This window comes from Cellulophaga sp. HaHaR_3_176 (genome assembly GCF_019021925.1).
In the GTDB taxonomy this organism is placed as follows: domain Bacteria; phylum Bacteroidota; class Bacteroidia; order Flavobacteriales; family Flavobacteriaceae; genus Cellulophaga.
The window spans coordinates 2,074,813-2,087,827 of sequence record NZ_CP058990.1 but is presented as its reverse complement, the minus strand read 5'-3'; the positions used below and the strand labels follow the sequence as shown (position 1 = coordinate 2,087,827).

The following is a 13,015-nucleotide window of genomic DNA, read 5'->3' as shown; positions in this document are numbered from 1 at the left end:
AACTATTTTGTTTTGCTGTCTTTAATTATTTTAGATAGTGTAGTGTACAATTCAAGAGGAACAAATGGCTTATATAAAAGACCGTTCATTCCAGATTCATTTAATTCGTCGTCTACACTAATACCAATTGAAGCAGATAAAGCATAAATAGGAATATTGTGATTGCTAGAAGATGTATTCTTTCTAATTGCTCTTGTGGCCTCATAGCCATTTAAAATTGGCATATTAAGATCCATTAAAATAAGGTTATAGGTATTAGCCTCTGCTAATTCTATAGCCTTTTCTCCATTACTAGCAATATCAAAATCTACTTCCCAATCTTTAAAATATTTTTTGATAATAAAAATATTAATTTCATTATCCTCAGCAATAAGTATCCTGGTTCCTTTTAGGTTACCAGAGGTCTCATCAGTATTCGAAATTATTTTTTTATCAATCATTAGAATATATTTTCTCAGTAAGAAAAGTATTACATTTTGTTATAACGGTGTTTTTTTAGATTTAGTATTATACTATTCAAAAATAAAATGAATAAGTATTTATTAATTGTTTCTGAAGCATATATTAAATGTTAGAATTAAACAGATATTAGATAAATATGCATAGCATATAAACAAATTAAGCTTCTTATTTTTGTGGATTAATTTAATGGATTGAAAAGGTTGTATTCAATAATTTAAATCAGAAAGGTTATGAAAGAGAATATATCAAACAAAAAAGCATTAATAGCTTTAGCAGTAGGTGGTTTTGGTATTGGAATGACAGAGTTTGTTATTATGGGTATTTTACCAGATGTAGCAGGTTCGTTAAATATTACCATACCGGAAGCAGGTCATTTTATAGCTGCGTATGCATTAGGCGTAGTAGTAGGAGCTCCATTATTAACTAGTATAGGTGGTAAATGGCCGGCTCATAAAGTTTTATTAGCTTTAATGGTATGGTTTACTATTTTTAATACACTTTCCGCTTTTTCAGAAAATTATACAAGTCTATTAGTTTTTAGGTTTTTATCTGGTTTACCACACGGAGCATTTTTTGGCATAGGAGCTGTAGTTGCAGGTAAATTAGCAACGCCAGGTAAATCAGCCCATGCTATTGCTACTATGTTTGCGGGTCTTACTATAGCTAATGTTATCGGAGTTCCTTTAGGTACCTATTTAGGACATCATTTCAGCTGGAATATTTCGTTTTTATTAGTTGGGGTAGTTGGCGTATTAGCAATGTTAAGTGTTTATTTTTGGATGCCTAGTTTTCCAAAATCCTCAAACGGGAGTATGGCTAAAGATTTTAAAATATTTAAGAAATTAGAACTTTGGGTTTTAATTTTATTGACAACAATAGGTACTGGAGGCTTTTTTGCTTGGTATAGCTACATAGCGCCATTATTAACAGATGTAACAGGGTATCCTGAAAGTATGGTCGGCTATGCTATGATTTTAGCAGGTTTAGGTATGGTTGTTGGTAATTTTCTAGGAGCAAAAATGGCAGAAAAATTAACACCTATGAAGGCTGTAGTTATAAGTTTATCAATGATGGTTTTAGCGCTACTGATAAATACAATCGTAGCAACAAGTCCGATCGGTATACTTATATTAACTTTCTTTATCGGAATGATTTCTTTTACAGTTGCTACACCAATTCAAATGGCGATTATAAATTCATCAAAAGGATCAGAAATGCTTGGCTCATCAATGAACCAAAGTGCATTTAATATGGGGAATGCTTCTGGTGCTTATTTGGCCGGTTTACCAATTGCAATGGGACACAGCATTACATCAGCTAGTTATGTTGGAGCGGCAATGGCAGCAGCAGGAATATTAATTGCAGTAGGTATTATTGTAAGTAGGCGAGTAACTGCTAAACAAGAAAAATTTAAACGATTATCGTATCGATAAAAATAATTAATAATAAAAAAAGCCAATTGTAAATTTACAATTGGCTTTTTTTATTATTAATAGGCTGATAATTAATCTTTTAAGCTCCCCATTCTGTATGGAAAATACCTTCTTTATCTATACGCTCATATGTGTGAGAACCAAAATGATCTCTTTGAGCTTGTATTAGGTTTAAAGGTAAGTTACTAGAAGTATAGGCATCAAAATACGTTAAAGAGTTTGATAAGCCTGGTACTGGAATTCCACTCTTAGCAGCATAAGCTACCAATGTTCTAGCCGATGGAACAGCCTTTTGTACTTTAGGGACAAAAGAAGGTGCTAGTAGTAAGTTTTTTAGCTTGTTATCAGTAACATAAGCACTAGAAATATCTTCTAATAAGCCGGCTCTAATAATACAACCTGCACGCCATATTTTAGCAATAACAGATAAGTCTAATTCATATTTATATTCATTAGATGCATCTGCTAATTGGTGAAGCCCTTGTGCATATGTATTTATAAAAGCAAAATATAAAGCTTCTTCAGCCATACTGATTAATTCTTCTTTATCAATTTTAGCAGGCTCAGGTCTGTCATATAATTTATCAGCAATAACACGTTCATCTTTTAATGCAGAAATTTCACGCATACTTACTGCAATATCAATTGAAGGAACAGGTATTCCTAAATCCATTGCATTCTGAGAAGTCCATTTTCCAGTTCCCTTTTGTTTTGCTTTATCTAAAATTTTATCTACTAAACGACCATTACCTAAATCATCATCTTGTTTAAAAATTTCAGCAGTAATCTCAACTAAAAAAGATTGTAACCTGCCTTTATTCCAAGTGTCAAAAACAGTATGCAGCTCATCATTAGTAAGTGCACATGATTTTTTTAGAAGGTCATATATTTCTGAAGTTAATTGCATTAAGCCATACTCAATACCATTATGAACCATTTTCACATAGTTACCAGCCGATTTAGGGCCTAAATAAGCTACACAAGGCTCTCCATTAAATTTAGCAGAAACAGCTTCGAAAATAGGTTTTACGTGAGCATAGGCTTTTTTATTACCTCCAGGCATAATGCTAGGTCCTTTTCTAGCTCCTTTTGCACCACCAGAAACTCCTGAACCAAAAAAGTGAATACCTTTTTCTTGTAAATAAGTTTCTCTACGGTCAGTATCTGTAAAGAAAGAGTTTCCTCCATCAATAATTATATCATCTTTATCTAAAAAAGGAAGAAGATTTTCAATAACAGCATCTACTATTTTACCAGCAGGTACTAATAACATAACTTTACGAGGCTGTGCTAAAGCACTAATAAAAGTTTCTATATCACTGGTCGCATTAACTTTTTCTAAATTACCGCCTTCAACTTTTAATGCGTCAACTTTTTCTTGATCTAAATCATAACCAAAAGCCTTAAAATCATTATCAGCAACATTTAAAATAAAATTGCGTCCCATAACGCCAAGTCCTACTAGTCCAAAATCATAATCTTTATGCTCCATATGTTTGTTTTATTACCTAACAATAGGTGTAAATATTGTGTTAAGTGTACGGTTGAACTATTTTTTCATGTAAAATAGTGTTAATTTAGCCGTAATTTGATATCAAAATTAATTTAAAATATCCAATTTAAAAGGTTTGTCGTAATAAACTAACCAATGTTGATTAAAAAATTGGATATACAACAAATTTACCTAAATAAGCTAAGCTTTATGAATAAGACTGAGAACCAAATGCTGATCATTTTTGGAGCTTCGGGCGATTTAACCGCAAGAAAGTTAATTCCCGCAATCTATGATTTATATAAAGGAAAACATCTTCCTGAAAATTTTATAGTTTTAGGTGCAAGTAGAAGTAATATTACTGATAAAGAGTTTAGAAATAAAGTAGTTCATGAAAGTGCTTTTTTAGCAGATGATGTTTCTAAAGAAGAAAACAATTATATCAATGAGTTTTCAGACAAATTATTTTATGAAGATTTAGGAGACGATTACGATACTGATTATGATCGTTTAAGTAAGCGTATTTCTGATTTAAACTCTAAATACAATACAAACAATAACTATATCTTTTATTTATCTACCCCACCAAGTTTGTATGAGGCTATCGCAAAAAACCTTTGCGATGCAGGCCTAACTGATGAGAGTGACGGTTGGAAACGTATAATTGTTGAAAAACCTTTTGGTTATAGTTTAGAAACTGCAAAAGACTTAAATACAGGTTTACAGAAATATTTTAAAGAAAAGCAGATATACCGAATAGATCATTATTTAGGTAAAGAAACTGTTCAGAATTTATTAGTTACCCGTTTTGCTAATTCTATTTTTGAGCCTTTATGGAACAGAAACTACATTCACCATATTGAAATTACAAATGCAGAAACTGTAGGTGTAGAAAAACGTGGTGGTTATTATGATAAGTCAGGAGCATTGAGAGATATGTTTCAGAGTCATTTATTACAAATAGTTTCTTTAATTGTAATGGAGCCACCAATAAACTCTACCGCAGAAGAAATAAGAAATGAAAAGGTAAAAGCCTTAAAATCGCTTAGGATAATGCGTGACGAAGAGTCGCTATATACAAATACTGTAAAAGGGCAGTATGTAGCTTCCAAAATTGATGGTAAAGAGGTAAAAGGATACAGAGAAGAAGATGGTGTAAATGCAGACTCTAGAACAGAAACCTTTGCAGCAATTAAGTTTTTTGTAGACAACTGGCGTTGGAAAGATATTCCTTTTTATGTACGTACAGCTAAGTGTATGCCAACAAAGGTTACAGAGGTTGTTATACACTTTAAAACTCCACACCATCAAGTATATAAAGATCAAGATATTGCCAATATGGATAATAAATTGATTATTCGTATTCAACCAGATGAAGGAATTTTAGTGAAATTTGGTGTAAAAGTACCAGGACAAGGGTTTAAAGTAGAACGTGCTAATTTAGATTTTCAATATTCTAGTTTAGTTGATTCTAATATAATGGATGCTTACGAGCGATTATTATTAGATGCTATGCAAGGCGATGCAACTTTATATGCAAGAGCAGATGAGGTTGAGGCTGCTTGGGCATTTGTAGATCCTATTTTAGATTATTGGGCAGATAAAAATGTAAAGACTTACGGATACTCAGCAGGTACATGGGGTCCTGAAAATGCAGATCAATTGTTAGAAGGCGACCATGGCTTTAGAAACCCTGGGCCACGCTTAACTGATGAATCTGGTTTCTGTGAAATTAATTAAAAGCATACAATGCAAGTTAGAATATACAATACAAAGCAAATAGTAGCAGAAAAATTTTCTGTGTTTTTTAAAGAGACAGCTTCAAATGGAAAAACGTTTAATGTAGCGCTATCGGGAGGTAGTACACCTAAAATAGTTTTTGATTATTTAGCAGATATTTTTTCGGAAGAAATAGACTGGTCTAATATACATTTTTATTGGGGAGATGAACGTTGTGTAGCGCCTACAGATGATGAGAGTAATTATAAAATGACAGTAGAACATTTATTGTCTAAAATAACGATTCCTCAAGAAAACATACACAGAATACTAGGAGAGAGTGACCCTAAAAATGAAGCAATTAGATATAGCGATGTTTTAGAAAAGAATTTACCTAGTGAGAATAATATACCTAAATTTGATTTAGTAATTTTAGGTATGGGTGATGATGGACATACAGCTTCTGTTTTTCCACACGAAATACATTTGTGGGACTCTAAAGAAAATTGTGAAGTAGCAATACACCCAGAATCTGGACAGCGCAGAGTTTCGATAACTGGTAAAATTATAAATAATGCTGAGGTTGTTGCTTTTTTAGTTACAGGGGCAAGCAAAGCAGAAAAAGTAAGAGAGATAGTAAAAGAGGTAGATAATTATAAAGATTACCCTGCAACGTTGGTAAAGCCTACAGCAGGAAAATTGATATGGTTTTTAGATGCTGATGCAGCTAAAGATATTAGTTAGTATTAACTTATTTAAAAACAAAGCCTCCCTTTTTTTCAAAAGGGAGGCTTTGTTTTTTAGGCTATTTATTTGCATGTAGTTAATTATTCGAAAAGGTCTTCTTTGTTTAAGTTATTTATTGTTGACTTTCGAATAGATAAATAATAAACTAGGTGAATAATTAAAAATATAGACCATAGTAAAGCAGTCGTATAAATAACTTTAATGTTTTCATATTTTGATTGAAATGCCAATGAAAACCATAATATAGACACTACATTATGTGCTAAAAATGTAGCTAAATGAAACCTAAATCCAATATCATAAATAGGTAGGTGTTCATATTCTTTTTTTCCAAAATAACTGCCATTGAGCCACATTAAAATACCATAAAGTACAGCACTTAAAATAATTACTATTGTTATTTGGTTAGTTATAGCAGTACTTAATCCAATTCTGAAAATTATCGTAAGTAGTACTGCAGCTAAAGTGAATTTTGATAAATTCGGTGTTATTAATTTTTTCATCACTATTTATTTTTTCAAAAGATTATTTATTTCAGTAGAGAAAAACAATTTGATATTTCTATCAATAAATTTTTCAAGTAATTCATTTCCCATTTTAGTTAAAAAGTAATATTTTCTATCAGGCCCTTTATTTCCTTTTTTATTTTCAAAAGAGACCACATCAATATGTTGGTATTTTCGTAAGTTTCTATACAAACTTTGTTCTTCACAGTTGATGGTGTTCTTCGATTTAGTTTCTATAAATTCCTTTATTTCATCAACATATTTTTGTCCATCTTTTAATGCAAGAAATATCCATAATGTTAATTGACCCTTTTTGTAGGTTTCTTCCCAAGAAGATAGTAAATCAGGTAATATATTTTTACTCATAATCAAATAGTATTATTCAACTTGTATAATACAAATATACAAATATTTTTGAGTTTTTATATTTTATTAATTTTTTTAGATTTCAGGTAAATTATGATTAATGATTTTGCAAGAAATATATGGTGGTAAAAACCTAAAAGATCAAGTTAATTTTCAGATTTAAAATATTCAATTGGGTTTAAATAAAACATTTTTTTCCAACCTTGTCTGTCCGAATCAATTCTCCATACATAAGGAATAATTGTTAAAATAGAATAATGTAAATGTGGCGATTTACCGGCAGCATTACCACTGGTACCAACTGTGCCTATTGTTGAGTTTTTACTAACAAAAGAAAACGAAGATGTTTTCAATTCATTTAAATGTGCATAATAATGTAATCGCCATTTTGGGCCAAGTACTAAAATAAATTTCCCTCCCATACTTATTTCTCCAGAATATAAAACAAGACCGGAAGTTGAGGCGTTAATTTCATTTCCTTTTTTAGCAAAAATATCAACTCCTTTATGTGTGACAGATTTTCCCCAAGGGGAAAACCAAAAAGTTTTAGCATTATAGTCAGATTTTGTAGCACCCTTAACAGGCATTTGTAAATTCTGGGGAATCAAAAATCCTACTATTAGAAATATTAAAATACAGATTAAAATTTTGTTTCTTTTTTTCAATACAGTTTTAATTTTCAATATACTATGTTTTGCTAATTATCAGAATTAAAAGTGCTAAAACACATATTAATCGTGCTATTTTTAGTACTAATTTTTATTCTCTTCCTGTTTTTATGTTGGGTTTACTTTCTTTGTTTTAAAGTTTTGTTTCTGAGCTTTACGATACCTTTTTTTAGTCGAGAACTTCTGGAGATAATAACCGAAAAACCCATGGCTGATAGTAGAGCAATAAAAGCTAAGGCTCCCAGTGCACCTCCATAACCTTCAAAAAAATCACCTTTATTCAAATATATAATACTAAACAAACTAGCGGCTATAGTCAAACGGATGTAGTTTCCTTTTGCTTGTGGAGATATCATGCCGATAAATGAGGCACCTATAAATACAATCGGAATATTTTTTGTTAAGTATGCACTACATAGTTCAGGCAAATAATAAAAAAATAGTCCTACAATTAGTGAAAGAGCAGCAGATGACCTTACCGGACCTTGTTTTAACCGTTCGCTGGTAAAAAAAGTGAGGTAAGCCCCCAGAATAGCAGTTATGAATATGATTACATAATTCATAAGGCCAATCCGTAAAGCAATGAAACAATAATTACACCAACGAAAGCTACGGTACCTAGTTTACCGCCTACACCTAAAAATAAATTTTTAGAGAGCATAAGAAGCACACCTGCTAATAGACCAGCAGCAGCCACAAAACCAATGGAGGGTACAATTTCTGAGCTAGACATACCAACAAAAACACCACAGTAAATGGCAGCTGGCAATTTTTCTAAATAGCGAGATTCTTTATTTATTTCTGGTATTAATGATGCTAAAGTGCCAGTAATGCCAGCAGACAAAACACTACCTAAGCCTGCAGAAATATTTAATAAATAACAAATGATAGCACCTATGGGTACCCAAATAATGACTCCTATTTTTTCATATTCGTAATTTTTATGATGTAAGTTTATATAGCGATATCCAAAAAAAAGGGTTATCACTAAAAGGAGTATAGATAGTATAGCAACAAAATTATCGTTTTCGTATTTATCTTTTATAATAGTGGTTAAAAATACTATTTGAATCAATACTACAGTCAATACCATAAAAACCCTTATGGCTTTATGTTTCCTCATAGAAAAGTTATGTTTACAGGTTGTGCCGTATCTGTTTTGATAGGAATCCTAATTTAAAACTACAGTTGTTTCTACGCTGTATTTATAATACAAAATTAGTAATTACTACCCGATTAATAAACTTAAAGTGGGTTTTCTTACTAATAAAAACTAACGTAGTTATAATGGAATCTTAGAGAGCTTTCCTTTTTTTAAGGATGAAATATTACTGGCAAACATGCGTCTTAAATCTGTGTATTTATCACAAATTAAAATTTACTTTAGATTTGATTTTTTTTAAATTAAAATATCATATCAAACAGATTTGACAACCTTTATAAACAAACAAAACCTTTTCATTTTTGGGGCGCCTTAAGTTATTTTCAAGCAATATTTAATTCTGAAAAAAATATAAAGAAATGTTAAAATTATTTTAAAAAATCGATTGAGTTAATAAGCATTTAATGAATTCTATATTTTCATAAAAATTTTAATTATGAAGAAAACTACTCCCTTATTAATTATCACTATTGCAGCGGTATTATTTGCCTGTAAATCTAAAGAAAAAAATAAAATAGAAGTGTCTGAAGAAGTGAAAGCTATGATTTCTCAACAACCAGCAGATACGGTTCAAACTGCGATTGGTGAGCTAATTTTACCAAAACCATATGCTACAGAATCAGTAAAAAAAGAAAATAAACTTGTGGACTGGCCTGCTGGGAAAATGCCAACGGCTCCAGATGGATTTAAAGTCACCAAATTTGCGGACGGATTCCAAAATCCGCGTTGGACGTATATTGGTCCTAATGGCGATATTTTTGTATGTGAGGCTAATACTAAAAATAGTGCGGGTCGAATCACTTTATTGAGAGATGAAAATAACGACAGTACAATTGAGATGCGGGAAACTTTTCTTGAAGAATTAAAACAACCTTTGGGGATGTTAATTATTAAGAATAATTTTTATGTGGCTAATACAGATGGCCTCTATAAATATCCTTATAAAACAGGACAAACTAAATTAGATCCTTCTAAAGGTGAAAAAATTGTAAATCTTCCTGCTGGAGGGTACAATAATCACTGGACACGAAATATCATAACCAATAAAAATGAAGATAAAATTTATATTTCTGTGGGTTCAGCAAGTAACGTTGCCGAATATGGTATGGAAGAAGAAGTTCGTCGTGCTAATATTTTAGAGGTTGATATAGATGGAGGAAATGAAAAAATATATGCTAGTGGGCTCCGAAATCCGGTAGGGATGGACTGGAACCCTGCAAATGGTGATCTTTGGACAGCCGTAAACGAACGTGATAAAATAGGCGATAATTTGGTGCCAGATTATGTAACTAGTGTAAAACAAGGAGGTTTTTATGGATGGCCTTATGCTTATTATGGAGCTATACCTGATCCAAGATTAAAAGGAGAAGCTCCAGACTTAGTAGCGAAAACTATTGTACCAGATGTATCTGTAGGGTCACATACCGCTTCTTTAGGTTTGACGTTTTATGATGAAGGAAATTTTCCAGAAAAATATATGAATGGCGTATTCGTAGGGCAACATGGCTCTTGGAATCGCTCAGTACTTTCTGGGTATCGTGTTGTTTTTATTCCATTTGAAAACGGAAAACCAATTTCAGAACCAGAAGATTTTCTTACTGGATTTATTGCAGAAAATAGTGATACTGAAGTATACGGAAGACCTGTTTGTGTAACGGTTATGCCTACAGGAGATTTATTGGTAAATGATGATTCAGGTAACACAATTTGGAAAGTAAGTTATACCAATTAATTCCTAAAAACCAACATTAGAACAGTATGAAATATTTGTCAGTACATTTAATGGTGGGGGTTGTTTTTATAATCGCCACTATAAATAAAGCATATGCTCAAAATATTAGTGGTCGGGTCACTAACGAAACAAATAATCCAATTTCAGATGTCGTTATTTTCTGGAATAGTAAAATAATTTCTAAAACAGATGCAAAAGGTATTTTTACCGTAGCAGAAACGTTTAAGTTACCCCTTAAAATTAAATTTCAACATCCTGATTATTATAATAAAGAATTTGTATTATCAAAAAATAACAACGTATTTAAACTGTCTGCTTTGAAAAATACACAAGCTCTTGAGGAAGTGATTATTTCATCAACTTATCAAAAGCAAAGTAAGGTCATTATTCCAACGTCGAAAACTACAGCAATTAAATTTGATGAATACAGTCCTGTTGATTTAGTTTCAGCGATTAATGAAACTCCAGGGGTTTATATACAGAGTGGAGCATTGAATACGAACAGGATCGTAATACGTGGTGTAGGATCTCGGACGTTGTATGGAACAAATAAAATTAGAGCTTATTTTAATGGTATTCCTATCACAAATGGTACTGGGTCTACAGATATTGATGCTTTTAACTCAGAAGATATTTCGGATATAGAAATAGTTAAAGGCCCCAAAGCTACTCAATACGGAACTAATTTAGGGGGAACATTATTACTGAATTCAAAACAAGCTTCAGCAGGTGAAACATATATTAAAAACAGTAGTACTGTAGGGAGTTTCGGATTTATAAAAAATAGTATTTCTGTTGCTACAGCGACTGATAAATCGACTCTCAATTTAAATTATGACCATATGGAGTTTGATGGTTTTCGAGATAATAGTAGGTATGATAGAAGTACCCTATTATTAAATTCTAACTACACCTTTAATGAAAAAAATGAAATAGGTGTGTTATTTAATTATACAGATAATAATGCTCAAATACCGAGTTCTATTAGTAAATCAGCTTTTGAAGAAGATCCTACACAAGCAGCATATACCTGGGGTGCTGCTCAAGGTTATGAAGATAATAAGCAAGTGCTAGCAGGAATACATTATACACATCTATTTTCTGAAAACTTCAGTAATACAACGGCTGTGTTTTACAACTATTTAGATCATTATGAGCCACGACCATTTAATATTTTAGATGAATTTACTAATGGTTACGGGATGCGAACACTTTTTGCAAAAGATTTTAATTTTTTAGAAGCAAAAGCAAATTTAAGTTTCGGAGGTGAATTTTATAGGGATCAATACAATTGGAAAACTAAAGAGAATTTGTATGAGAATAATAATGGGAATGGTAGTTTAGAAGGTTCACTGCTTAGTGACAATATCGAGAATCGAAATAATTTAAATGTTTTTGCGACAATAACACTTCCTTTTACTGAAAAACTAAAGGCACAGTTGGGTGTAAATATCAATAAGACTAATTATGATTTTATTGATGTATTCAATACAGGAGAGAATAATAAAGATGCTAATCGTAATTTTGATCCTATTTTTGCTCCCAATCTAAATATATTATACCAATTAACTCCAAATACAAACGCTTATATAAATGTAAGTCGCGGATTTAATTATCCATCTATTGAAGAAACATTAACGCCAGAAGGTGTTATTAACCCTGAATTGGGACCTGAAACAGGCTTTAATTATGAAATAGGTACCGAGGTATATGTATTTGATCGTGCATTACATCTACAATTATCGGCTTATTTGCTAGATATAAATAATTTATTAGTAGCAGAGCGCGTAGGTGATGATCAATATGTAGGTAGAAATGCAGGGAAAACAGAACATAAAGGTATTGAACTTTCCCTTTCATATACGCATACATTTATAAATGGATTTAAGATTGCCCCATATATAAATGCTGAAATTACACAGAATAGGTTTATTGATTTTGTAGATAGAATTAATGATTATTCGGGTAATGACCTTACAGGAGTACCCAATAACAAAGTAAATGGAGGAATATCTTTTGGACTTAAAAATTTTAGTCTGAACACTAATATATTACATATTGGAGACATGCCTCTTAACGATGCAAATACATTGTACTCTGATGCGTACACTATTTTTAATACGAAGTTATCTTATAAAAATAATATTACCAATCATCTTACAATTGGAGTTAATGTAGGTGTAAACAACTTTACAAATGAAACTTATGCATCATCAATACTTATAAATGCAGTAGGATTTGGATCAGCTGAACCCCGTTATTATTATCCTGGTATACCAAGAAATTGGTTTAGTGGTTTGAAAATTGAATATACACTTTGAATAAATAATTAAAATTCAATTAAAATTGAAAAAATGTAGGGTAGAAAGGCCGCTTACTTTTCTTTAAAAAAAGTAGCGTAATTGCATTTAAAATTATGACCGTCTTTCAAGGCGGTCATAATTTTCAAAGTATAAATTATTGGCATGTGCAACGGTAACTATTGTTGTACAACGTTTTTTATGTTAAAGATGTACTCAATTATTCAATAGTAATATTAAAGCGAAGAGTCTTCAATATTAATCTTTTGGTCTTTCTTATGTCAGGATTTTTTTTAGGGTGCCAAATCATACATTGGCTTCTGAATGCTTTTTTAATTTCTTCGGCAGTTACCGGAGGTACAATTTTTTGAATGTCGTAGTAATCTTTGAACATAATTTAAAGTGTTTTGTCCAAATAAGCACTTGCC

13 protein-coding genes are annotated in these 13,015 nt (G+C 31.4%); 5 read left to right on the top strand and 8 right to left on the bottom strand.

What is annotated here, in order from left to right; translation table 11 throughout:
• Positions 1–2 precede the first annotated feature (2 nt).
• A complete protein-coding gene (locus H0I23_RS09270) occupies positions 3–440 on the bottom strand; it encodes a response regulator (protein ID WP_216782946.1) in 438 nt (145 codons plus the stop codon).
• Positions 441–692: 252 nt separating this feature from the next.
• On the opposite strand from H0I23_RS09270, the gene H0I23_RS09265 reads away from it, so the two are divergent.
• On the top strand, positions 693–1,895 hold the full coding sequence (locus tag H0I23_RS09265; protein ID WP_216782945.1) for an MFS transporter: 1,203 nt from the start codon (positions 693–695) through the stop codon (positions 1,893–1,895).
• A gap of 79 nt (positions 1,896–1,974) precedes the next feature.
• Here H0I23_RS09265 and gndA read toward each other — a convergent pair whose 3' ends face one another.
• Entirely contained in the window at positions 1,975–3,387 is a 1,413-nt protein-coding gene (gndA, locus tag H0I23_RS09260; protein ID WP_216782944.1) for an NADP-dependent phosphogluconate dehydrogenase, read from the bottom strand.
• 210 nt (positions 3,388–3,597) lie between these two features.
• Here gndA and zwf point away from each other — a divergent pair, with 210 nt between their 5' ends.
• Complete coding sequence (gene zwf / locus H0I23_RS09255) at positions 3,598–5,127, top strand: glucose-6-phosphate dehydrogenase (protein ID WP_216782943.1); 1,530 nt, start codon at positions 3,598–3,600, stop codon at positions 5,125–5,127.
• Positions 5,128–5,136: 9 nt separating this feature from the next.
• Entirely contained in the window at positions 5,137–5,850 is a 714-nt protein-coding gene (gene pgl / locus H0I23_RS09250; RefSeq protein WP_216782942.1) for a 6-phosphogluconolactonase, read from the top strand.
• A gap of 83 nt (positions 5,851–5,933) precedes the next feature.
• On the opposite strand, the gene H0I23_RS09245 is transcribed toward pgl, so the two are convergent.
• The 5 genes from H0I23_RS09245 to H0I23_RS09225 all read right to left on the bottom strand — a co-directional run bounded on the left by H0I23_RS09245 (position 5,934) and on the right by H0I23_RS09225 (position 8,516).
• The gene (locus H0I23_RS09245) at positions 5,934–6,356 is read right to left on the bottom strand and encodes a hypothetical protein (protein ID WP_216782941.1); all 423 of its coding nucleotides are present in this window, start codon (positions 6,354–6,356) and stop codon (positions 5,934–5,936) included.
• Between the two features lie 6 nt (positions 6,357–6,362).
• A complete protein-coding gene (locus tag H0I23_RS09240; RefSeq protein WP_216782940.1) occupies positions 6,363–6,725 on the bottom strand; it encodes a PadR family transcriptional regulator in 363 nt (120 codons plus the stop codon).
• Positions 6,726–6,871: 146 nt separating this feature from the next.
• Entirely contained in the window at positions 6,872–7,408 is a 537-nt protein-coding gene (locus H0I23_RS09235; RefSeq protein ID WP_254073582.1) for a M23 family metallopeptidase, read from the bottom strand.
• A 104-nt stretch (positions 7,409–7,512) separates the two neighbouring features.
• Entirely contained in the window at positions 7,513–7,956 is a 444-nt protein-coding gene (locus H0I23_RS09230) for a hypothetical protein (RefSeq protein WP_216782939.1), read from the bottom strand.
• A complete protein-coding gene (locus tag H0I23_RS09225) occupies positions 7,953–8,516 on the bottom strand; it encodes a hypothetical protein (protein WP_216782938.1) in 564 nt (187 codons plus the stop codon). The genes H0I23_RS09230 and H0I23_RS09225 overlap by 4 nt, the downstream gene beginning before the upstream one ends.
• Positions 8,517–8,991: 475 nt before the next feature.
• Here H0I23_RS09225 and H0I23_RS09220 point away from each other — a divergent pair, with 475 nt between their 5' ends.
• The gene (locus H0I23_RS09220; protein ID WP_216782937.1) at positions 8,992–10,287 is read left to right on the top strand and encodes a sorbosone dehydrogenase family protein; all 1,296 of its coding nucleotides are present in this window, start codon (positions 8,992–8,994) and stop codon (positions 10,285–10,287) included.
• Between the two features lie 26 nt (positions 10,288–10,313).
• Positions 10,314–12,608: a TonB-dependent receptor domain-containing protein gene (locus H0I23_RS09215; protein ID WP_216782936.1), complete on the top strand. Its 2,295-nt coding sequence runs from the start codon at positions 10,314–10,316 to the stop codon at positions 12,606–12,608.
• Positions 12,609–12,807: 199 nt separating this feature from the next.
• Here the strand turns inward: H0I23_RS09215 and H0I23_RS09210 are convergent, their stop codons facing one another.
• On the bottom strand, positions 12,808–12,981 hold the full coding sequence (locus H0I23_RS09210; protein WP_216782935.1) for a DnaJ domain-containing protein: 174 nt from the start codon (positions 12,979–12,981) through the stop codon (positions 12,808–12,810).
• Positions 12,982–13,015: the final 34 nt, after the last annotated feature.

What these genes read in the sequence shown, in the direction of transcription:
- H0I23_RS09210 (WP_216782935.1), bottom strand. Translation starts at nt 12,981, where the DNA reads ATGTTCAAAGATTACTACGACATTCAAAAAATTGTACCTCCGGTAACT.
- H0I23_RS09270 (WP_216782946.1), bottom strand. Translation starts at nt 440, where the DNA reads ATGATTGATAAAAAAATAATTTCGAATACTGATGAGACCTCTGGTAAC.
- H0I23_RS09225 (WP_216782938.1), bottom strand. Translation starts at nt 8,516, where the DNA reads ATGAGGAAACATAAAGCCATAAGGGTTTTTATGGTATTGACTGTAGTA.
- zwf (WP_216782943.1), top strand. Translation starts at nt 3,598, where the DNA reads ATGAATAAGACTGAGAACCAAATGCTGATCATTTTTGGAGCTTCGGGC.
- H0I23_RS09265 (WP_216782945.1), top strand. Translation starts at nt 693, where the DNA reads ATGAAAGAGAATATATCAAACAAAAAAGCATTAATAGCTTTAGCAGTA.
- pgl (WP_216782942.1), top strand. Translation starts at nt 5,137, where the DNA reads ATGCAAGTTAGAATATACAATACAAAGCAAATAGTAGCAGAAAAATTT.
- H0I23_RS09230 (WP_216782939.1), bottom strand. Translation starts at nt 7,956, where the DNA reads ATGAATTATGTAATCATATTCATAACTGCTATTCTGGGGGCTTACCTC.
- H0I23_RS09220 (WP_216782937.1), top strand. Translation starts at nt 8,992, where the DNA reads ATGAAGAAAACTACTCCCTTATTAATTATCACTATTGCAGCGGTATTA.
- H0I23_RS09215 (WP_216782936.1), top strand. Translation starts at nt 10,314, where the DNA reads ATGAAATATTTGTCAGTACATTTAATGGTGGGGGTTGTTTTTATAATC.
- H0I23_RS09245 (WP_216782941.1), bottom strand. Translation starts at nt 6,356, where the DNA reads ATGAAAAAATTAATAACACCGAATTTATCAAAATTCACTTTAGCTGCA.
- gndA (WP_216782944.1), bottom strand. Translation starts at nt 3,387, where the DNA reads ATGGAGCATAAAGATTATGATTTTGGACTAGTAGGACTTGGCGTTATG.
- H0I23_RS09240 (WP_216782940.1), bottom strand. Translation starts at nt 6,725, where the DNA reads ATGAGTAAAAATATATTACCTGATTTACTATCTTCTTGGGAAGAAACC.